We start from the raw sequence: 19,928 nt of genomic DNA, 5'->3' as shown, positions 1-19,928 counted from the left end.
GCTTTTTGCTTTTCACTGTTCCGCCAGCGTTTACTCTTTCGCTATCGGCGTTGCGTTTTCATCGATTTTGGTATCACCCTGAATAGCAGCGATCTTCTTCTCGGTAGCTGCAACCTGCTCGCTGCTGTGCAGTAATGTATAGGTGAGATCAAACTGGGTGCTGGCTCCCGGCTGCAACTGCTTCACGCGTTTTTGCGCCCGCTCAACGGTTACCGGATAGGCATAGTTGGTGCCGGGTTCAATTCCGGTCACATAACCCTGTTTTATCGTGTCGGTGTTTTTCCATAACGTCAGCATGGGCAACTGACGGGTATCGAACTGGATAGAGGCGCCCTTATCTCCCTTCTTGTTGACTACTGCCGCCAGCGTCTGAGAGTTCTTATCGGAGAGCGGTTTGATGTTAAAGACCATTTCATCATACCCTTTGGTCGGACCGGCAAAAGTTTGCCATGTTTTCAGCCCGGCTTTAGCATAATCATTAAACGGGCTGATACTGGCCATCGGCGCCAGAAAGCGCGCACCCTCTTCCAGAATCGGGGTACTGAAATTACTGTGATAGATTATCTGATAATCGTGTGGATAGTCCGCATGGTTGGTTAAGCGATCGTGCAGGCTGAAACTGTTACTACCAGGCACGTACCGCAGTTCGGTCATGGTCTGCAAATCTGCTTTCTTGAAGGTGCTCTCTTTTATCAGACCGCGGATACGAATTTCATAAGGTGCCGTATCTGCCACCTCGACTTCTGTCTGCGAGACAGGCGTGTTCCCCGCTTTACCATGCAGCGTGTAGATCTGGCCGTCAGCAGTCACCGGATGACCCGTCCACTCATAACCACAGCGAACCATCATTTCATTGAAACCTTCCAGCCAGCCTGCGCCGTTACGGCTTTCCAGATTGATAAACGCCGGGTTAACCACCTCTTTAACAGGAGAATCCCACCCCATTCGCGAACCAAATCCCTCTACTTTGAGAAGATTCATGCCACGGGTTGGACTCAGTGTGATGGTCAGCCCATCCTTGCTGCTGATGACGATCACTTTGCTGCCTTCCTGCTTACCGCCATGCAATACTTTTTGCTCAATGCTGAACGCTTTATCCTTGATGTTCAGCTCCTCACTTGAAATCTTCCAGTCTCCTTTCTCTGTGCCAGCTTCAGCACTGGTCAGCACCCAGGTTTTAGCCGCAGCCTGACCTGAAATCATGACCGCAAGCATCGTCAGAACCAGTTTTGTTTTCATCTCTTATCCCTTTTTGCTGAATCGATTTTTGTTTTGCCAGAAAAATATACGGCTAAGAAAGTTAAAGAAATGTGATGGGCTTCAACTGAAGGGAAATTGCACTTAAAACGGCATAAAAATGCTCTGATTATCACAGATTAATGAAAGAAAATTGAACTGTTACTTAATAAATGAGGTGCAGAGCACCATTTGCTTTATCGTTTCAGCTATTCAGGAGGCCGTGAGAGAAGTTTAGGTTTGCAGGGAATAAAAACTGAACAAAGGAAATGTATTAACGAATTTACGCGGCAAAGAGTCAGAGTTCAGAACTAATAAGTATGATCTCTTTACCGCATAAAAATAAACGATGATGACCTGGCGGGCGCTTACTCAGCTATTGTCGTTTTAAAATACGAAAGCAGTTGAGATCTCTTCAGGAGGTGGCATCCCATCTACGAAAAACAACGCTGGCATTAACGCCGCCAAAACCGAAGCCGTTGGATAACGCACAGGTTATGGCAGCATTACGTGCCTTTAACGCCACAAAATCGAGCCCCTGGGCTGACTCGTCCGGGTTATGCAGATTCAGCGTGGGTGGGATAACCTGATCACGCAGGGCAAGCACCGTAAATATGGCTTCAACACCACCCGCAGCCCCCAGCAGATGACCAGTCGCTGACTTGGTTGAACTGATTGCCACGCCTGAATGCGTGCCAAACAGAGAGCGGATCGCCGCCAGCTCCCCTCTGTCACCCACCGGGGTTGAGGTGGCATGGGCATTAATGTGCTGTATATCTTCAGCCTTTACCCCAGCCTGAGTCATAGCCAGCTCGATAGCCCTTCGGGCGCCGCTGCCATCCTCCGGACCGGCGGTGAGATGCCATGCATCGGCACTGGTGCCATATCCCACCAGTTCAGCCAGCGGGGTCGCGCCGCGTGCCAGCGCATGCTCAAGAGATTCAATTACTAATAATCCCGCCCCCTCTGCCATAACAAACCCATCGCGATCGCGATCAAAAGGCCTGGATGCTTCGGCTGGCTTGTCTGCAAAACCGGTGGAGAGCGCACGTGCAGCGGCAAAACACCCCAGGGTGACACGATCAATTGCGGCTTCTGTACCACCACAAATGGCAATATCCGCTTCCCCACTTTTGATCAGCCGGGCCGCATCGCCAATCGCCTGCACTCCTGCTGCACAGGCGGTGATCGGTGCGCCAATCGGTCCCCTGAAACCATAACGGATAGAGACATGGCCAGCGGCCATATTGGCGAGAAATGAGGGCGCGGTAAAAGGTGATAATCTCCGCGGGCCTCTCGTATCGGTGGTGCGAACGGCTTCCGCAATCGCACCAAAGCCTCCCACTCCCGAGGCGATAATGGTTGCCGTACGTTCTCGCTCTTGTTCATTAGCGGGCTGCCAGCCAGCCTGAGTCAGCGCTTCCTGCGCCGCGATAAGGGCAAATTCTATGAAACGGTCCATTTTCTTGCGTTCTTTGGCCGGTATAAACTGCTCGGGCGCATAGCCTGCTTCGGGATCTTCGGAAAGCTCAGGAACCTGTCCGGCGACGGTAACACCTGTTCCGTCACTAATTTCAGCAGGAAGAGATCTTATACCAGATTCTCCTTGCAGCAGCCTGCGCCAGACCTTCTCTGTACCACATCCCAGCGGAGTTATGGTGCCGCAGCCGGTAACGACTATTCGCTTATGGTGTTCAGGAACCATGGTTAAAACCTCTTTATTCAGTTCGCTATCAACAGGATAGTAAAATCCTGGTACGGGATGAGATCCGTTTTAGTCTCACAATGGCGCAGGGGCCTTCTCTTCTGAAGGCTTCTGTTCACCGGGACGGATTCTGAACCAGATGGCATACATTGCCGGCAGAAACACCAAGGTGATGATGGTGCCGCCAAACGTACCGCCAATCAGGGTATAGGCCAGCGTTCCCCAGAACACTGAGTGTGTCAGCGGGATAAACGCCAGAATGGCGGCCATCGCCGTCAGCAGTACCGGCCTGGCGCGCTGAACGGTTGCCTCTACCACGGCATCAAATGGCGTAAGGCCCTCCTGCTCGTTGTGATGGATCTGCCCTGTCAGGATCAGGGTATTACGCATCAGGATGCCCGACAGCGCGATCAGCCCAACCAGCGCGTTAATGCCAAACGGCTGGCTGAAGAGCAACAGCGTGGGCACCACCCCAATTAAACCCAGTGGCGCGGTAAGGAAGACCATCACCATCGCCGACATCGACCGCACTTGCAGGATGATAATCAACAGCGTCAGGGCGATCATCACAGGGAACAGCGGTGCCATCGCTTTAGTCGCTTTTCCTGACTCCTCGATCGAACCTGCCTGCTCAATGCGGTATCCAGCCGGAAGCTTATCGATAACAGGCTGTAACGCTTTCAGTAGCGCCGTGGAAACATCCGGCGGTTGCAGCCGCTCAGCAATATCCCCCCGCACAGTAATGGTCGGGGTACGATCGCGCCGACGCAGCACAGGCTCTTCCATGCGCACCTCAACTTCCCCTATCTGTGAGAGCGGAATGCGCTGACCTGAAGCCCCGACTAAGGTAAAGCCCGCTATTTTTGCCGGATCGAGCCGGATATCTCCGGCTGCGCGTGCCATAACCTGCACTGAGCGGATATCCTCACGTACCGAGGTAACCGGAACGCCTGAAAGCAGAAACTGAAGCTGCTGAGCAACCGCCGTCGAGGTCAGGCCCACCGCCTGTAAGCGACTCTGGTTGAGGGTGAAATGCAGCGTCGGCACCCGCTGGCCCCAGTCGGTGTTTACGCTCCTCATCATCGGGCTGCTCTGCATCACCGCTTCGACTTTGTCTGCAATCATACGCAGTGTGGCTGGATCCGGCCCCATAACGCGATACGCCACCGGGTAAGGAGAATAAGGGCCAAATGCCAGCTGCGTCACGCGCACGCGCGCTTCAGGTGCCAGACCGTTGGCCGCCGCTTCTCGCAGCCGGAATTTGAGCGCCTCACGCGCTTGCTGACTCTCGGTCAGCACAACTATTTTCGCAAAAGAGGGATCGGGCAGTTCCGGCGCCATGGCGAGATAAAAACGCGGTGAACCCTGTCCGATATAGGAGGTGACGATTGTTGCCTCTTTCTGCTTCTCCAGCCACGCTTCAATTTTCGCGGTGGTGGCGCTGGTCTGCTCAATAGAGGTGCCATACGGCAGCTGGACTTCTACCAGTACCTCCGGGCGATCCGAGGTAGGGAAAAATTGTTTTTTAACCAGCCCCATACCGAGAAGCGCGACAGTAAAGATGGCAATAACGGTGCCGGCTACCAGCCATTTTCGCTCAATGACGCGGGTCAGTATCCGGCGAAAACGGTTGTAATGGCGGGTGTTATAAATGGCTGCATGCCCGCCCTGCACCGTTTTGATTTCCGGCAGCATTTTCACTCCCAGATAAGGCGTAAACACCACCGCCACTATCCAGGAGGCGATCAGGGCGATACCCACAATCCAGAACATGTTGCTGGTGTACTCACCCGCCGTGGAGTGGGCAAACCCGTTGGGCATAAAGCCAACGGCTGTCACCAGCGTGCCCGCGAGCATCGGCGCGGCCGTGTGGCTCCAGGCATAGGCGGAGGCTTTGATGCGATCGTATCCCTCCTCCATCTTCACCACCATCATTTCGATGGCGATGATGGCGTCATCCACCAGCAAACCCAACGCCAGAATCAAAGAACCCAGCGTTATACGGTCGAAATTTTTGCCGGAGGCCTCCATCACCACAAAGACGACAGCCAGCGTCAGCGGTACGGCAGCGGCGACCACCACGCCTACCCGCCAGCCCATACTAATGAAGCAGACCACCATCACTACCAGCAGGGCGACAAAGAACTTGATCATAAATTCGTCAACGGCTGAGCTGATATTGACGGACTGATCGGTAACCTTGGTCAGTGACATACCGAGTGGCATGCCCTTGTTGATTCTGGCTGTTTCCGCATCCAGCGCCTTACCAAGATCGAGTCCGTTCCAGCCTTCCCGCATCACGATGCCCAGCAACAGCGCTGGCTCACCCTGATTGCGTACCCTGAATGTCGCCGGATCTTCGTAGCCGCGTTCAACGGTTGCCACGTCCGAAAGCTGCAGCGTCCGGCCCTGAACCACAATCGGCGTTTCGCGGATCTTTTCCAGTTTGTTGAAGGCACCATCCAGGCGGATAAAGACCTGCGGTCCGGCGGTGTCAATCGAACCGGCGGGTGTCAGTACGTTCTGACCGTTGAGGGCGGAGAAGATATCCTGGGGAGCGATACCGAGCGTGGCCAGCCTGTCATGGGAGAACGAGACAAAGATGCGCTCACTCTGCTCACCAATAATGTTGACCTTTTTCACGCCGGGCACGTGGAGAAGCTGCTGGCGCATCGATTCCGCATCGCGGACCAGCAGGCGCTGTGGCTCCCCTTTCGCTTTGAGCGCAAAGAGCGCAAAGGTGACGTCGGAGAATTCATCATTAATCATCGGGCCGATAACACCGGAGGGCAGATTTTTGGCCTCATCGCCCATCTTCTTGCGTGCCTGATAGAATTCTTCCTGCACCTGTGAAGGCGGCGTGCTGTCCTGTAACGAAAGCAGGGTAAAAGCCAGACCGGGACGGGTGTAAGTCTCGCTGCGGTCATACCACTTTAGCTCCTGCAGCCGCTTTTCAAGCGGTTCGGCAACCTGATCCTGCATCTCCTGCGCCGTAGCGCCCGGCCAGGCAGAAATAATCGTCATCTGTTTGACGGTAAAAGGCGGATCTTCAGCCCGACCCAGCCCGAAGAACGAGAGAATACCAGCGACAGTAATCAGGATGATAAGGAACAGAGTAATCGATCGCTCGCGAACAGCCAGCGCTGAAAGATTGAAGCGTCCGCTGCTCATGGCTGGAGCCTGGCGACGCTGCCGTTGCCCTGTTCAGCGATTCGAACCGCTTCACCTTCATGCAGCAGATGCGCGCCCAGAGCAATTATCTCTTCTCCCGGCCTGAGACTCCCGGTGACACTTGCCGCATCGTCACTTAATGCCAGCACCTGAACGGGCCGCCATGACACTTTGGCGGGCTTTCCTGAAATCTCCCAGACGCCTGGCCCTTTGCCCGGATCATAAAGGGCAGCTATCGGCACCTGTAGTACCTGGCGGCTGGTTTTATCCTCTGCAATATACAGCGTCACGGTAGCTCCAAGCGGCGCGCCTGCCAGCGCACCCTCAAGCGTGTATCTGGCTTCAAAGGTGCGCGTCACCGGATCGGCCGCATCGGAGAGAAGGCGCATTCTTGCAGGAACAAACTGTTTACCGGTACCGTAGAGCGTTGCCTGAGCCTCGCTTCCCACGGCAGGACGTAGCGTCTCAGGCAACTGCACGATGGCCTCGCGCTGCCCTGCTCTGGCCAGTCTGACCACCGGCTGCCCTGCGGTAACAACCTGACCAGGCTCTGCCAGCGTAGCCATTACCATGCCGTCGGCATCGGCCAGCAGTACAGCATAGCCCGTTGCGTTTTGCGCCACATTTGCCTGTGCCCTGGCAGCGCTGAGTTCTGCTCTGGCGGTCTCTGCGGCCACCTTTATCCCATCGTAGGCCGACGCAGAGACGGCACCTGAAGTGACCAGACCGCGATAACGAGCTTCATCAGCAGCGGTTTGCCTGGCGCGCGCCCGCGCAGCAGCAACTGCCTGTTGCTGAGCCTGCGCCTGAAGGTGGAGATCGGCGGGATCCAGGCGCATCAAAGGCTGCCCCTTTTTAACGGCCTGACCGGTATCCACCAGACGTTCAAGGATTTTTCCCTGCACTCTGAAACCCAGATCGCTTTGAGTTCGGGCGACAACGACGCCGGTAAAGGCGCGCGAGGCGCCCACCGCGTTTACCACAGTGGCAGCCCTGACCAGAGGAGGCTGATTACGAGGATCGTCGGTGGCAGAAGGATCGCCGCAGGCTACAAGGGCAAGCGGCAACAGGCAAATAGCAACGGTGGCAGGGGTGAGCCTGAGCATGGGTTACCTTAAAGATTAACAGGACGGTAGCCGCATTCTCAAACCAGTGACCAATAATGTCAATAGTCACAACCTCAGGATAGCACACTCAGGGTGAGAGACTTCTCAGGATCAGCGAGGATAACAGCGCAGCGGCTGTTGAAGCCGTCTCCAGATTGTATTGCAGCTGAACCGGACTGATATAAGGCCGCATAACCAGATATATCGCATGTGCGGCCTCATCCAGCGGCGTTTTACGCTCAAATTCTCCCGTCCTGCGCCCTTCAAGAATAATTTGTTCGATGAGCTGTCGCAGACGCTCTTCATGCCTTTCTACCGAAGGCCACTTGTCACGTGCTGCAACCGCTGCAATGTCATAGAGCTTGCGATCGTGAAAAAACAGATCGCTACCGGCTTCAGTCAGCGCCCTGAATAAACGTCTCATTTTTTCCGAGGCGCCAGGCGCATCGGCGATGGCAGAATTAACAAACGTCATGATCATCGCCAGCCGGTTGGTGCAGATCACCTCGCCAATTGCCTGTTTGGAATCGAAAAACTTATAGATATAGGCCTTTGAAAACCCTATTGCTTTAGCCAGGTCAGAGACGGTGGTTTTCTCATAGCCAAAATGGCCGAAATGCTCTGTTGCAGCTTCCACGACCCGATCGCGGATGCTGTGGTCCGATGGCCCACGCGAGGGATTAACAGTTGTGTGTTTAGTCATTTTTCCAGCTTAGCTCAACGTACTCTGATTAAACGAGTAACTAAAATATAATTTAGTCACAACGCCGGATTCACTCAAGGAATTTCATTGTTCCCTGTCTGCTCCTGAACGCTAATCAGAAGTTGGTTGTGAATTCATGGTAAGGCAACTTGTGCTCAGGGCTTATTCCGCCTCAGACTTTGTTGCCATGATACGGCGCTTCTCTTCAGCCCAGTCAATCAACGCTTCCATTGCAGGCCCCAATGCGATACCGATGTCGCTCAGACTATATTCAACTCTTGGGGGTACCTGCGGATAAACTGTACGGGCAACGATGCCATCACTTTCCAGTTGCCGCAGCTGCTGAATAAGCATTTTCTGATTAACGCCGGTCACCAGGCGCTCCAGCTCAGAAAAGCGTAGCGGGCCTTTTGCCGCAAATAACTGGCAGATGATGATGATTTTCCACTTGCCCTCCAGTACCCGAAGCGCTTCGGTAGTGGTTGCCGCCCATATCATTCGCTGGCCGGGATCTTCACAGTTCCAGATTCGTTCTCGCTTCATACTTACCTTTTAGGGTGTTACTTACTTATTTACCTGTTCTTGCCATATTAATCTGTACGGCATAGCATGACCAGTACTATCACCTTACCTTTCCAACAAGGGGCAAAAACATGGAAATAGGCATTATTGGAACAGGCAATATTGGCGGCACCCTTGCACGCAAACTTATCGCGGCTGGCCATCAGGTGCGGGTGGCAAATTCCCGGGGAATTCAGGGCGTTCAGCATTTTGCTGATGAAATCGGGGCGACAGCAGCAGACCTTTATGGCGCAGTTAAGGGAGCCGAAGCGATCGTTTTAGCGATTCCATTACCGGCCCTGGCATCGCTGCCCGAAGATCTTTTTGATAACGTTCCCGGCACGGTCCCGCTCATCGATACCAGTAACTACTATCCGGGCTTACGCGATCCGCGCATTGCTGAAATTGATGGGGGAATGAGTGAAAGTATCTGGGTGTCGAAGCAACTTTCCCGGCCAGTGATTAAGGCCTTTAACAATATTCTCGCCTGGTCACTTGCAGAGTCTGGCAGGCCAAAAGGGTCGCCATCACGCTTAGCCGTGGCCGTAGCGGGCGATGACGTTACGCAGAAACAGGTGGTGATGAATCTGGTGGAGGATACCGGTTTCGATCCTGTCGATGCCGGCTCCCTGGAAGAGTCATGGCGGCAACAGCCTTCGACGCCAGCCTACTGCTGCGATTACAATGCACAGGAGATGAAAAAAGGCCTCGCTGCCGCCGTCAGGGGCGAAGCGGCAGCGAAACGCGATCGCCTGCCCGAGCTGTTTGGCAAACTGGGCGCCAATCCCACCCATGAAGCTATTGTAGCGATGAATCGTTCGCTTAATCCGTTGTAACTATCAGATTTTAAGCAGCTTCACCGTGGCATCTACGTCTATCTCCTCTTCCGAGAAGATTAAGGTTGTTCCCTGGAAGGTAGTGATAGCCAGCTTTTTCAGCGAGCGCATTTCACCTGTCTCAGTGGCGGATTTTGGCTTGATGCTGTTCATCAGAATACCCACAGAGAGCACCGCATTCTCTTTATCAATACGCGTCTCGGCAGGAACTTCTTCACTGTAAACCAGGTAAGACTTGATCGAGGTGAGCTTAATACGCTCACCTGCAATATAGATATATTTGCTTTCCGGGGCGACCTTCACAGCATAGGCTGACAATCCCTTGTTATTCGTGGTGGGTTCGAAAGTCACCGCCGCATTTTTCTTGATCAGCTCGGGGTTGGCGACCTTAATCACATGAAAATAACGGTTATCCCCGTTTTCATCTTTGATAAATCCAAAACCTTTATCTTCAAACCAGGTTGTGATTGTTCCGTTCATCGCCATTACCGCCTGCTTAATCGTTTATCTGCTCAATTTTTTCAGCGCGCAGTGTAAAGCACATTGCCCGCGCAGACTACGCCTTTGGTTTAAGTGAGAGAAAAACAGACAGCCTCCGCCTTTTCCACACTTGCCTCAGCAGGCGTTACTCATTGCCCCACTGATTCAAAAACGTCGCTATCTCGTCGATACGTTGCTCGTCGATACCCGCTTCACCGGCCATCTCTTGTTGCGCATCCTCACTGATCTCTTCGTTGTTCTCTAAACGGGTGAACAGCAGCTGGAAATAACGCGCCAGAGGGCCACGTTCTGACTCATCCACCGGCTTTGCACATTCTGTCGAATACTCATCCACGATGTCATAAAATTTAATTGGCACTTCTTCGTTCATCATTCATTCCCGGGGTTAAGATCTGTATCAGTTGCGGCCTGCATAGCCAGTGCCAAATAATATCATCATTATTTCCTTTTTTCAGGCATCCCTCCAGAGGAAGAGCCGATTCGCCAGCCAGCTTAAAATTCGCTATCATCCGCTCCCCCTTTCCCGCCGGGTAGCCTGATGTCGAAGATTATTGATACCTTTATCGCTCCGCCGTGCCATGAAAAGATCGAAAATCTCTATCAGGACGAGCACCTGGTGCTGATCAATAAACCCGCCGGGTTGCTCAGCCTTTCCGGGAAAAATCCGCAAAACCTTGATTCGGTGCATTACCGGCTGGTAAAGCTCTTCCCCGGCTGCACTCTGGTCCACCGTCTTGATTTCGGGACTTCCGGGTTGATGGTGATTGCCCGCAATAAAGCGGTCAATGCTGCCCTTTGCCAGCAGTTCAGCCAGCGCACAGTGACCAAAGTTTACAGCGCACTACTCTGCGGACATCTGCATAACAATGAGGGGACGATAGATGCAGCCATTGCCAAAGACCCGGCGCTGTTTCCCCTTATGTCGATTTGTGCAATCAACGGCAAGCCAGCCCGCTCCCACTATCGGGTCGTTGAGCGCTTTTATCATGATCTGGGAGAGAGGCGCTTGCTGCCGGTGACGCGGGTAGAGCTGACCCCGGAGACGGGGCGAACCCATCAACTGCGCATTCACTGCCAACAGTTGGGTCACCCTATTTTGGGCTGCGACCTTTATGGCGGTCGCCTTTTGCCGGGCACCGAAAAGACGCCGCGGCTGATGCTTCACGCCAGCGAGCTGCATTTTGTGCATCCCATTGGCGGAGAGCCGGTCAAAGCACGTAGTGCCAGCCCGTTCTGAAAGCAAGTCTCTGCCGGAGTGGCAACCCGATAAAAACCTGCGTTTAACCATAAACTGGCTGAACAGAAAATTTTGATGAAAAGTCCTGAGGGACTTTTCATACATAATCCTCTGCCAGCCGTTAATTACCACATCAAATCATCAGGCACTTTAAAATCAGCATAAGGATCTTCTTCATCCTGCTCTTCCTGACTGAGCGTGCTGTTTAATACAATACTGTTCGCATCCCGCTGGGCAATTTTATCGGCCACGCTTGCGGGGATAATGGCGTATTTGCTCTCGCCATTCTCATCAACGCTCAGGCGGGCAATGGCGAGACGCCCGTTAATCAGCTGGGCTTGTGTAGCCTTATCAACACTGATTTTTTTGATTAAATTACCATCGGTGAAGTTAAAACCAATATCGCCTCTGGCAATGTCGATCTTGTTCATCTCGATAAGCTGCTTTACCTGAGCTTTATGCTCTTTTGATAAAGCCGCCTGCTTATGCTGTTCACTGAGCTGTTTATCACGCTCAAGCTGCGCTTTTTTATTCTCTTCTACTGCCGCCCTTGCCTCACGCGCCTGCACCCGTGATTTTTTGGCGGTTCTTTGCACTTTTTCCATTTTTTTGCTGGAGACTAATCCAGCTTTTAGCATCTGCTCTTGTAAGGTAAGTTTTGTCATTCTGGTTCCTGAACCCGTTAAATCATGGATGGGATTATACCTGTAATTACGGAACCTGTGCCAGAGTACAGGCCATGCTCGCGGCATGGCCTGGTTTTAGCAGAGGGGGAGCGGCTTAGCGAGTCAAAATTTTTTGCTTATATTGCCTTGCCACACGCCTCACCGATCTGCCGTAGTGAGTGTAGGTTCAGTGACCTCTCTGCTGTTAATTTAACCCTTTATTGCATAATGGTTTTAAACACGCCTCGGTGAGCATTATTTTACCGGCAGGAGCAAGGGATTACACTTTCTGGACGCTGGCAGTGCTTAATGAATGATTCGGCGGCGGTACTGAGGAGCGTTTTAACTTACCTTAAAATTATAACTTTCGTGTAAATGCTGCCCGAGGCAGGAAATTACCTGCCCGCGCATTCAAAGAGTTGCGACTGGAAAAGGAGCGATTGACAGGAAGGATTTTAAGCCATTAGCTTGAAGTACAGGTTGTAGTTCTCTTCATCAAAACAGACTAAATTAACCTGTTGTATTTTGGTATTTTCACGCACGCACTGCGTAATTGCATCCAGTGCAATTTTAGCAGCTCTTTCTTTGGGAAAATTATAAATTCCGGTACTGATATTGGGAAAAGAAACCGTTTTGATATCATATTCATCAATAAGTTTAAAGCAACTCAGGTAGGCATTTTTCAAAAGCTCATCTTCATGCTGATGACCGTCATGCCAGCGTGGCCCAACGGTATGGATGACATAATCAGCAGGTAAATTACCGCCCCTGGTGATAACAGCATTACCTACCTTACAGCCTCCCTGACGATCTCTGATTACCTGACACTCTGCCAGAATCGTTGGCCCACCAGCACGATGTATTGCACCATCTACTCCGCCTCCCCCCAGTAACGAGGAGTTAGCTGCATTCACAATAGCCTGCGCAGCTACTTTCGTGATATCGCCTTGTATTAACGCTATTTTGTTCATGTTTTTTCACTCTTTTTTACTTTTGCCAGGCAGGTTAATCGTTATTCAGGCTGCTGAACCCTATCAGGCAGCATTGCTTCACTTGAAACAGATAACAATGCATTCACTATAAGGTAGAACTGTTAGTTGAGTTTATATCATCTGTAACGCCTGAGGCTGGGCATACATATAAAATTACCCTCAGCGGCAGCTCTGATGGTAATGACATCATCATTTCAGACGTTACCGGTCGCTGAGTGAAGAGTGTCAGGATCTGACATCAGACTGAAATCCTCCGGTTGAATGTCAGATCTGATGAGCCTTACTACGACAACTGAAGACCGATGCGAAGTTTACGAATGAATATCAATCCGCATAGCTGGCTTGTTCTTGCCAGGCGGGCAGTACTGTTAGGGTAAAACGGACCTTCCAACACATTATCGGGGAGACTTCTGTGGGAAATTAACTGAATCGCTAAAAATTATCCCGATGTCGCGCTGATGCTTTTATCACGGCTGACGACGCACTAACCCCAAATGGGGTTAAAACCCTCTTGATCCGTTTATAATTCGTTGATTCAAAAAATATTAGCGATGATGAAAAAGGCAAAGTAATGAGCTCTGCCCTGCCTCAGGTTTCGATCAGTGATGAAGGGCAATGAAATCGATTTATTTATAATGACGTACTTCATCCTGGGATTTATTAAGGTCGTACTACAGTACCATCGGGTAGACGCGCATTTGTCCAGTCAGGAAGGCCGCTGGATACAGGATATTTTGCGGCTTCTTTCAGATCGATATCCGCGTCCAGTCCCGGACGACTGCTCAGACAGGCATATCCCCGATCTGTTTCCGGGCAACCGGGGAAAACGTCCTGCAACGCGTCATTCACTGGCGTGTATTCCTGAATACCCAGATTGGTAATGCTCATATCGATGTGCAGATTCGCTGCCACTCTAACCGGAGAAATATCGCCCGGACCATGCCAGGCGATGCGCACACCGTAAAGCTCAGCAAAGGTCGCGATTTTTTTCGCTGGTATAATTCCGCCAATGGTATTGACATGCATCCGGATCAAAATAGATGCCGTGCGTCTGGCTGCGCGACGTTACTTTCGGCTAAATGTTGCGCGCTTTAGCCAGCTTGCCAGCAATGCACGCTGTGCCAGGAGGGGAAACAAAATCTCTGCCGCTCAATGCGTTTTATGGGCAGCGCGCAGTTTTTTCTACATGTTAACGGCGGTTTTGCCCAATATGTGGCGGTCAATCCGTTGCAGTGCGTGCCTTACAGCGACGGGGCTGAGGCTAAAGCGATCGCTTTTGCTGAACCGCTGGCGATTTGCATTCATGCGGTGTGTCAGGCAGGTGATTTGACCGGAAAGCGTATATTGAGCACCGGTGCGGGGCCAATTGGTTGTCTGGTGATTGCCGCTGCGCTGGCATCTGGCGCGACAGAAGTGGTGGCGACCGATATCAGTGAACGCTGCCGCGAGCTGGCCACAAAGATGGGTGCCAGCCCGGCGGTTGACCCGCGTAATGAAAGGCAAACTGCAGCCTGGCGGCATTATCGTTCAGCCTGGCATGGGTGCAGCGGAGGTGAATTATCCTGTTGGTCCGTTGCTGGTAAATGGTGAATCACGCGCGGTTGCCGGTAAACCAGGGAAAGAACTGCTGGCGATGCAACGCAGAGATACTGGCATACCCAAGACCTGGACTAATGCGCTTCAGCGCAACCCTTTGGCCTCAAACAGCCCGACGAGCCACGCTACAAAAACCCGCACACGCGCACTGAGATGGCGGTTGGGAGAGTAGACAATGTAAATCGGATTCGGCTCCATTGACCACTCCTGTAGCAGTTGAACCAGAGCGCCAGACTTAAAGTGGGGTTCGGCCATAAACATTAATGTCTGCACCACGCCGAGGCCAGCCAGTGTGGCGGCAAGCAGAGCATTCGAATCGTTCACGGAAACAAAATAGTTCGCGTCGACGGTGATGCGTTCCTCAGCCCTGACGTACTCTACCGGCAACCGCCGGTTTGTACCGGCAAAGAAGTACCGGATCATCTGGTGATCCTTTTCCAGGTCGCCTGGGTGTAATGGCGTTCCGTGGGCCGCCAGATACTCTGGCGTTGCGCAGGTCACGAATTTAAGGCTGCCAAGGCGGCGGGCAATCAGCGAAGGATCGCTCAAGGTGCCGCCGCGAATGACGCAATCCACCCGATCACCCAGCAGGTCGACAGGCCTGTCGCTCACGCCGATATCCAGCTGAAGGTCTGGGTAGCGTTTCTGAAAATCAGGGAGCGCCGGTATTACCAGCATCGTCGCCATGGTTGAGCCCATATCCACCCGTAACTTTCCATGGGGACGTGCCTGCGCGCTGGTCAGATCCGATTCCGCTTCCAGCCATTGATCAACTACCCGTACCATCCGCTCGTAATAAGCAGTGCCGTCATTGGTCAGTGAAATGCGTCGTGTGGTGCGGTTGAGCAGCTTCACGCGCAGATGGCTCTCCAGCGACTGAATATGTTTGGTAACAGTATTGCGCGGGAGATCCAACGCCTGTGCTGCTTTGACGAAGCTTCCTGCTTCCACCACCTGAATAAATGCTTTTACAGCCGTGAAATAGTCCACGCCGCCGCCCTTGTCTGGTTTCAGTAAAACACCTTATTAGCACGATATCAGGAACAGTGGTGTGCTTTTTAGCTAGTTTATCCCGAAACTGTTATCTCATACAGTGATCTCACTGAAACGAAGCCATCCATTTCGGATGGCGCTTAAGGGAGATCGGACAATGACTCAACAACTTCAAAATAAAGTAGCACTGGTAACGGGCGGTTCTCGTGGCATTGGTGCAGCCATCGCTAAACGTCTCGCTGCAGACGGCGCCCATGTAGCATTCAGCTTCGCAAAATCGCCCGGACAGGCACAAAACGTTGTGGCTGAGATTGAGCGCCAGGGTGTGCGGGCGCTGGCGATTCAAGCCGATCAGGGCGATACCGCCCAGGTGGCCGCTCTTGTTAAAAAAGTCCATCAGCACTTTGGTCGCCTCGACATCCTTGTCAACAGCGCCGGGGTTTTTGTCACAGGCCCGGTCGGTGACCCTGATGCTGACATCGCCGCATTTGATCGCCAACAAGCGGTGAACGTCGGGGGCGTGGTCACCGCCGTGCGTACTGCCGTCGGCCTGATGAATGACGGTGGACGGATCATTTCTCTGGGTACCACCGGCGCCGACCATGTGCCCTTCCCCGGTGCTGCGGATTATGTTGCGACCAAGGCCGCAGTGGCTGCCTATAGTCGTGGTTGGGCCCGTGATCTCGGGCCGCGCAACATCACGGTGAACGTCATCCAGCCAGGCGCTATCAACACCGAGATGAACCCTGAGACCGCCGACCACGCTCCGTTTCTTGCGGGCCTGGCGGCGCTTGGACGTTACGGTCAGCCAGAGGACATTGCAGCCGCCGTCTCCTTTCTCGCGGGGCCTGAGGCCTCCTACATCACTGGCGCCACACTCAATGTCGATGGCGGTCAGAGCGCCTGATTGATACCACAACAAGCGAATTTACCGATCGACTTGTCCTGCCGTCCCTGAACAGGGCGGCGGATCTTAGCTGGTTTTTCGATTCTGATCACAACACGAGGCAGCCATGAATCACCGCATCCGGATTTACCAGCAGGGAGCTCCTGACGTTCTTCACCACGAAATTTTCACCCTGGAAAAACCCGCTCCCGGGCAGGTGCTGATACGTCATCAAGCGATCGGCGTCAATTTCGTCGATACGATGTTCAGGGATGGCACATTCAATGTGCAAATGCCGTTCAGCATGGGGGTGGAAGCCGCCGGTATCGTAGAAGAGGTTGGTCTGCAGGTGCAGCACCTGAAGGTTGGTGATCGCGTTGGGTATTTCTTCGCGTCCGGCGCCTACTCTAATTGCCGCGTGATTGATGCCAGCGCGCTGATCAAGCTCCCTGATGACATATCCAGCGCGCAGGCTGCCGGGCTTCTGTCGAAAGGGCTGACCGCGTGGGTTCTGGTCAGGCAGGTCCATTCGCTTCGGGAAGGTTCAACCGTAGTTGTGCAAGGCGCTTCCGGAGGCGTAGGCTCCCTGCTCGCCCGCTGGGCAAAATCAATTGGCGCCTCCGTCATCGCTACGGTGGGGTCGGCAAACAAGGCCCGCATTGTGCAGGGATGGGGACTTGACCACGTGTTGCGCTCGGATGAGCCAGAACTGGCCGGGGCGATAAGAGCCGTTAACGGAGGCAATGGCGTCGATGTGGTGTATGACCTGGTCGGTCGGCAAACGCTGGATGCTTCAATCGGCGCGCTGCGAGACGGTGGCGACCTGGTTCATGTCGGCAACGCTTCCGGAGCCGCCGTTGCGGACATGACGCTGCTGGCCGCGCGTGGCATTCGGTACCTTCAGCCCTCTACACCGCAATACATTAATTCGCAGAACCAGGATATGGCTGCCTCAGAGTTGTTCGAGCGGTTCCGGGAAGGGGCGCTGGGTCAGCTGGAAATCTCCCGATATCGACTGGAAGAGGCGGCTTTGGCGCATCGAGCCATTGCAGCGCGCAAGCACACCGGCTCGATTCTGCTGATCCCGTGATGCTCCATCCAGGCGCAAACAGCTTTGCTCTGCCCTTATTCCAACCTGATCGTTGCATGGCCGGGGCAAATAATCAGTTCACAAACTTACTTTGTATCCAACTCAATTAAAGGCAACCTTATGACCTACCCGAATGAGTCACTCAGAACTCCAGCCGAACCTGACTACAATACCCTCTTGCGCGCAAACCTGGAGCGCGTATTCAACGAGCGGGATGCTTCGAGGCGGAGTGCAGCGGTACAAGAATTGTTTTCGGCTGAGCCAATTATGTACGAGCCTGCTGACGTTGTGACAGGTCGCAAGGCGATCTGCGATGTCGCGGGTGCATTGCTGAAGCAGTTCGGGGCTGATTTCTCTTTCGTCGCTGAAGGCCCGGCAGTCGGACATCACGGGCTGGGTTATTTGCGATGGCGTGCAGGCCCTGAAGGAGGCCCCACTATCCTCAGCGGCACCGATGTGGTGAAAATCAGCGATGGAAAGATCGCACGGCTGTGGATACTACTTGATCCACCGCAAGGCTGAATCGGGTAGCTGTCCCATTGCAAGAAACCAGGCCCGGCATGGATGTCGGGAGCGCACAATTCCTTGTTTTTATTGAATATACCGAGAGCATATTGCGGCTATCTACTTCTTCAGGCACAGGCAAGACTCTTCAGGTGAACATTGGTATGAAGCCAGACAATTTGAGCTGGTTCGGTGACGGTAAGCTGATAGTGACAGGTCAGCTTCAGTCAGCTACCAGCATTTTCAAGTGTGTGGCTTTTGACAGAAATATCTGCCTCGTCCCTTTTAAAATCATTGAAGTAGAACCTGATACTTTGGCGACGGTTCGGGTTCTGGCTGATGGTGAAAAGATGGCGACTTACGCCGCTGCAACCACCGGACTTGAAGTCGGCAATGAGTTATGGGTGAGCGCTTTTCGCAACGCTACAATTGCCCGTTATCGGTCAGACAAATTTTCTCAGAGATATAAATAACCAGAAGATCTTCAGCGGAAGGTTTAACGGCGGTGATTGTGGGCATGTCTGAACATGGCTATTACCGTAAAGATCGTGATTTGTCAGGGAGCAGGAAAATTAACCCGCAGAGGTTGACCTGGGAGCAACTTCTGCAGACCACTGGCTGGTAAGAAGGATCGCACACTTTTAATGGCCAGGTAGATTTACAGGGACGGCTCTTACCCTGGACCGTTACAGCAGGCAGCGACATCTCAAATGCTGCCCGTCTGTTGATACCTTGATCAGAACCAGGCTTCCCACATTGCGCCAACGTTGAACGAGTCGAGTTGCGTATCGTCATCGCTGCCATTTACGCGCGCCGTGCGTTTGTTATCCACTTCACCGCCGGTAACGTAGAACCGCAGCATTGGCCGGAACTCTGGTCCCATAGCAATGGAAATGTTTTGCGATAACGTCAGCTTCCAGCCATGGTTATCGCCGCCCATATCATAATCTACACGCTGATAACCCGCTTCCAGCCAGGTTGAATGGACTTCATTCCACCAGTACATAGGACGCACAATGGCGCCGTAGTTTTTGCGGTTATCGCTGTCATCTGCATCGTTGGTGTAGTCATGGAAGGCGAGAAGATATTCCACCTGCGCCTGTTGCGTGAATTTATAGTTACCTTCAAAGCTGGCATAAATGGTTTTTAAGTCATTGGTTTTGTTATAGACGCTGTTATCAGAATTGTCGGAGTAGCGGGCGATGACTTTGTTAACACCTTTATCACCGGTGTGGCTCAATACAAATGCGCCCTGCCAGGCTTTCAGTCGCTCTTCGCTCTCAACCGCTTTTGAGTCAAATCCATAGTTCGCGTAGATCTCCAGATCCAGCGGGCCAACTTTCATACCATGAATTTTTGAGGTCAACGCATAATTTCCCTTATCGCCCGTTCCCGAGCCGCCGGTACAGGTAATACGTGAGGGGTTCGCTTCATCATCCATGACTTCCGGGCTACAGGATTCAACGGCAGCGACGCCAGCGACATCAAATTTCACCCCACCCAGGTCAAAGTCTTTGATACCAGCACCCTGGCCATCGTGATTCATCCAGAAATAGTCGTTGATGCCCTGCTGGGGTCGTTGGTGAAAATCGCGGCCTGCCCAGAGATAGGCGTCAGGATTAGAGGCGAGAATATTGGTTACGCCTGCGTAGGCTTTTTTGAGGTTAACCTCATCGCCCCAGTGATCGATCATCACGTTAACGTCCCAAATCGCGCCGTTATCGCCCCGGAATGCTTTGGAAAGCTGAAATTCGCCGCCATTACCTTCATTACCCAGGCGTCCAATAGCCGAGGCACCATTATAAGAGCCATCCACTCCGACATATTTCTGATCGCCACTCTGGTATTGCGCGCCATAACGAGCGTAGCCGGTAAACTTCACGCCAAAAGGGATCGCTAAATCGGGGGATTGCGCCGTACTTTGTGGTTCAGTGATGACATCAGCCTGCTTGTTCACTGCTGCATCCATTTTGGCCTGCCGCTCCGTCAGCGCTTTATCGACGGCTTTTGCCACAATGGCGTCAATTTGTTCCTGAGTAAATTCTTGTGCGGCCACAGTTGCAGAGCAAAGCGAAGCTACCGCCAGCAGCGAGGCTGGAAGCATTTTATCTTTTTTCATTGTTGTCTCAATATAGTTAATTATTTT

At 52.8% G+C, this 19,928-nt stretch carries 18 protein-coding genes and 2 pseudogenes; 7 read left to right on the top strand and 13 right to left on the bottom strand.

Going from position 1 to position 19,928, the window contains the following annotated elements; translation table 11 throughout:
• Positions 1-30: 30 nt before the first annotated feature.
• The 6 genes from SD961_RS15730 to SD961_RS15705 all read right to left on the bottom strand — a co-directional run bounded on the left by SD961_RS15730 (position 31) and on the right by SD961_RS15705 (position 8,464).
• Positions 31-1,239, bottom strand: a complete 1,209-nt coding sequence (locus SD961_RS15730; protein WP_318791281.1) for an aldose 1-epimerase family protein — start codon at positions 1,237-1,239, stop codon at positions 31-33.
• Positions 1,240-1,651: 412 nt separating this feature from the next.
• A complete protein-coding gene (gene fabF / locus SD961_RS15725; RefSeq protein WP_318791280.1) occupies positions 1,652-2,941 on the bottom strand; it encodes a beta-ketoacyl-ACP synthase II in 1,290 nt (429 codons plus the stop codon).
• Positions 2,942-3,016: 75 nt separating this feature from the next.
• Positions 3,017-6,112: an efflux RND transporter permease subunit gene (locus tag SD961_RS15720; protein WP_318791279.1), complete on the bottom strand. Its 3,096-nt coding sequence runs from the start codon at positions 6,110-6,112 to the stop codon at positions 3,017-3,019.
• The gene (locus SD961_RS15715; RefSeq protein ID WP_318791278.1) at positions 6,109-7,218 is read right to left on the bottom strand and encodes an efflux RND transporter periplasmic adaptor subunit; all 1,110 of its coding nucleotides are present in this window, start codon (positions 7,216-7,218) and stop codon (positions 6,109-6,111) included. Before SD961_RS15715 ends, SD961_RS15720 begins: the two co-directional genes overlap by 4 nt.
• Before the next feature lie 88 nt (positions 7,219-7,306).
• On the bottom strand, positions 7,307-7,921 hold the full coding sequence (locus SD961_RS15710) for a TetR/AcrR family transcriptional regulator (protein ID WP_318791277.1): 615 nt from the start codon (positions 7,919-7,921) through the stop codon (positions 7,307-7,309).
• Between the two features lie 162 nt (positions 7,922-8,083).
• Positions 8,084-8,464 carry a helix-turn-helix domain-containing protein gene (locus tag SD961_RS15705; RefSeq protein WP_318791276.1) on the bottom strand — a complete coding sequence of 127 codons (381 nt, stop codon included), beginning with the start codon at positions 8,462-8,464 and terminating at the stop codon, positions 8,084-8,086.
• A gap of 110 nt (positions 8,465-8,574) precedes the next feature.
• Between SD961_RS15705 and SD961_RS15700 the strand changes: the two genes are divergently transcribed.
• Positions 8,575-9,318, top strand: a complete 744-nt coding sequence (locus SD961_RS15700; RefSeq protein WP_318791275.1) for an NADPH-dependent F420 reductase — start codon at positions 8,575-8,577, stop codon at positions 9,316-9,318.
• 3 nt (positions 9,319-9,321) lie between these two features.
• On the opposite strand, the gene SD961_RS15695 is transcribed toward SD961_RS15700, so the two are convergent.
• Both SD961_RS15695 and SD961_RS15690 read right to left on the bottom strand, forming a co-directional pair.
• On the bottom strand, positions 9,322-9,804 hold the full coding sequence (locus SD961_RS15695; RefSeq protein ID WP_318791274.1) for a cold shock domain-containing protein: 483 nt from the start codon (positions 9,802-9,804) through the stop codon (positions 9,322-9,324).
• Between the two features lie 139 nt (positions 9,805-9,943).
• Positions 9,944-10,189 carry a DUF2543 family protein gene (locus SD961_RS15690; RefSeq protein ID WP_318791332.1) on the bottom strand — a complete coding sequence of 82 codons (246 nt, stop codon included), beginning with the start codon at positions 10,187-10,189 and terminating at the stop codon, positions 9,944-9,946.
• A 168-nt stretch (positions 10,190-10,357) separates the two neighbouring features.
• Between SD961_RS15690 and SD961_RS15685 the strand changes: the two genes are divergently transcribed.
• The gene (locus SD961_RS15685; RefSeq protein ID WP_318791273.1) at positions 10,358-11,056 is read left to right on the top strand and encodes an RluA family pseudouridine synthase; all 699 of its coding nucleotides are present in this window, start codon (positions 10,358-10,360) and stop codon (positions 11,054-11,056) included.
• A 125-nt stretch (positions 11,057-11,181) separates the two neighbouring features.
• Here the strand turns inward: SD961_RS15685 and SD961_RS15680 are convergent, their stop codons facing one another.
• The 3 genes and pseudogenes from SD961_RS15680 to SD961_RS15670 form a co-directional block, all read right to left on the bottom strand.
• Positions 11,182-11,721 (bottom strand): DUF2058 domain-containing protein, encoded by a 540-nt coding sequence (locus tag SD961_RS15680; RefSeq protein ID WP_318791272.1) that lies wholly within the window; start codon positions 11,719-11,721, stop codon positions 11,182-11,184.
• A gap of 455 nt (positions 11,722-12,176) precedes the next feature.
• The gene (locus SD961_RS15675; protein WP_318791271.1) at positions 12,177-12,692 is read right to left on the bottom strand and encodes an O-acetyl-ADP-ribose deacetylase; all 516 of its coding nucleotides are present in this window, start codon (positions 12,690-12,692) and stop codon (positions 12,177-12,179) included.
• 681 nt (positions 12,693-13,373) lie between these two features.
• Positions 13,374-13,763 (bottom strand): annotated as a pseudogene (locus SD961_RS15670) (enolase C-terminal domain-like protein); the annotation flags it as partial.
• Between the two features lie 51 nt (positions 13,764-13,814).
• Between SD961_RS15670 and SD961_RS15665 the strand changes: the two are divergent.
• Positions 13,815-14,295, top strand: a pseudogene (locus SD961_RS15665) (zinc-binding dehydrogenase); the annotation flags it as partial.
• A gap of 98 nt (positions 14,296-14,393) precedes the next feature.
• Here SD961_RS15665 and SD961_RS15660 read toward each other — a convergent pair.
• On the bottom strand, positions 14,394-15,299 hold the full coding sequence (locus tag SD961_RS15660; RefSeq protein WP_318791269.1) for a LysR family transcriptional regulator: 906 nt from the start codon (positions 15,297-15,299) through the stop codon (positions 14,394-14,396).
• 160 nt (positions 15,300-15,459) lie between these two features.
• Between SD961_RS15660 and SD961_RS15655 the strand changes: the two genes are divergently transcribed.
• From SD961_RS15655 to SD961_RS15640, 4 genes are all read left to right on the top strand, one after another.
• Positions 15,460-16,209 (top strand): SDR family NAD(P)-dependent oxidoreductase, encoded by a 750-nt coding sequence (locus tag SD961_RS15655; RefSeq protein ID WP_318791268.1) that lies wholly within the window; start codon positions 15,460-15,462, stop codon positions 16,207-16,209.
• A gap of 106 nt (positions 16,210-16,315) precedes the next feature.
• Positions 16,316-17,278: a quinone oxidoreductase gene (locus tag SD961_RS15650; RefSeq protein WP_318791266.1), complete on the top strand. Its 963-nt coding sequence runs from the start codon at positions 16,316-16,318 to the stop codon at positions 17,276-17,278.
• A gap of 120 nt (positions 17,279-17,398) precedes the next feature.
• Positions 17,399-17,800, top strand: coding sequence for a nuclear transport factor 2 family protein (locus SD961_RS21735; protein WP_412916692.1), 402 nt, complete (start codon positions 17,399-17,401; stop codon positions 17,798-17,800).
• A 38-nt stretch (positions 17,801-17,838) separates the two neighbouring features.
• A complete protein-coding gene (locus tag SD961_RS15640; RefSeq protein ID WP_318791264.1) occupies positions 17,839-18,255 on the top strand; it encodes a hypothetical protein in 417 nt (138 codons plus the stop codon).
• 263 nt (positions 18,256-18,518) lie between these two features.
• Here SD961_RS15640 and SD961_RS15635 read toward each other — a convergent pair whose 3' ends face one another.
• Entirely contained in the window at positions 18,519-19,901 is a 1,383-nt protein-coding gene (locus SD961_RS15635; RefSeq protein ID WP_318791263.1) for a carbohydrate porin, read from the bottom strand.
• Between the last annotated feature and the right edge of the window lie 27 nt (positions 19,902-19,928).

This window comes from Erwinia sp. MMLR14_017, from assembly GCF_033657285.1.
Taxonomy (GTDB): Bacteria; Pseudomonadota; Gammaproteobacteria; order Enterobacterales; family Enterobacteriaceae; genus Erwinia.
The sequence above is the reverse complement of the archived record's forward strand: the minus strand, read 5'-3'. Positions and strand labels throughout refer to the sequence as shown.

Bases quoted from the DNA above. Each gene is read 5' to 3' on its own strand.
- SD961_RS15640 (WP_318791264.1), top strand. From the start codon at position 17,839: ATGGATGTCGGGAGCGCACAATTCCTTGTTTTTATTGAATATACCGAG.
- SD961_RS15720 (WP_318791279.1), bottom strand. From the start codon at position 6,112: ATGAGCAGCGGACGCTTCAATCTTTCAGCGCTGGCTGTTCGCGAGCGA.
- SD961_RS15635 (WP_318791263.1), bottom strand. From the start codon at position 19,901: ATGAAAAAAGATAAAATGCTTCCAGCCTCGCTGCTGGCGGTAGCTTCG.
- SD961_RS15700 (WP_318791275.1), top strand. From the start codon at position 8,575: ATGGAAATAGGCATTATTGGAACAGGCAATATTGGCGGCACCCTTGCA.
- SD961_RS21735 (WP_412916692.1), top strand. From the start codon at position 17,399: ATGACCTACCCGAATGAGTCACTCAGAACTCCAGCCGAACCTGACTAC.
- SD961_RS15685 (WP_318791273.1), top strand. From the start codon at position 10,358: ATGTCGAAGATTATTGATACCTTTATCGCTCCGCCGTGCCATGAAAAG.
- SD961_RS15680 (WP_318791272.1), bottom strand. From the start codon at position 11,721: ATGACAAAACTTACCTTACAAGAGCAGATGCTAAAAGCTGGATTAGTC.
- SD961_RS15650 (WP_318791266.1), top strand. From the start codon at position 16,316: ATGAATCACCGCATCCGGATTTACCAGCAGGGAGCTCCTGACGTTCTT.
- SD961_RS15655 (WP_318791268.1), top strand. From the start codon at position 15,460: ATGACTCAACAACTTCAAAATAAAGTAGCACTGGTAACGGGCGGTTCT.
- SD961_RS15695 (WP_318791274.1), bottom strand. From the start codon at position 9,804: ATGGCGATGAACGGAACAATCACAACCTGGTTTGAAGATAAAGGTTTT.
- SD961_RS15675 (WP_318791271.1), bottom strand. From the start codon at position 12,692: ATGAACAAAATAGCGTTAATACAAGGCGATATCACGAAAGTAGCTGCG.
- SD961_RS15710 (WP_318791277.1), bottom strand. From the start codon at position 7,921: ATGACTAAACACACAACTGTTAATCCCTCGCGTGGGCCATCGGACCAC.
- SD961_RS15690 (WP_318791332.1), bottom strand. From the start codon at position 10,189: ATGAACGAAGAAGTGCCAATTAAATTTTATGACATCGTGGATGAGTAT.
- SD961_RS15705 (WP_318791276.1), bottom strand. From the start codon at position 8,464: ATGAAGCGAGAACGAATCTGGAACTGTGAAGATCCCGGCCAGCGAATG.
- SD961_RS15715 (WP_318791278.1), bottom strand. From the start codon at position 7,218: ATGCTCAGGCTCACCCCTGCCACCGTTGCTATTTGCCTGTTGCCGCTT.
- fabF (WP_318791280.1), bottom strand. From the start codon at position 2,941: ATGGTTCCTGAACACCATAAGCGAATAGTCGTTACCGGCTGCGGCACC.
- SD961_RS15730 (WP_318791281.1), bottom strand. From the start codon at position 1,239: ATGAAAACAAAACTGGTTCTGACGATGCTTGCGGTCATGATTTCAGGT.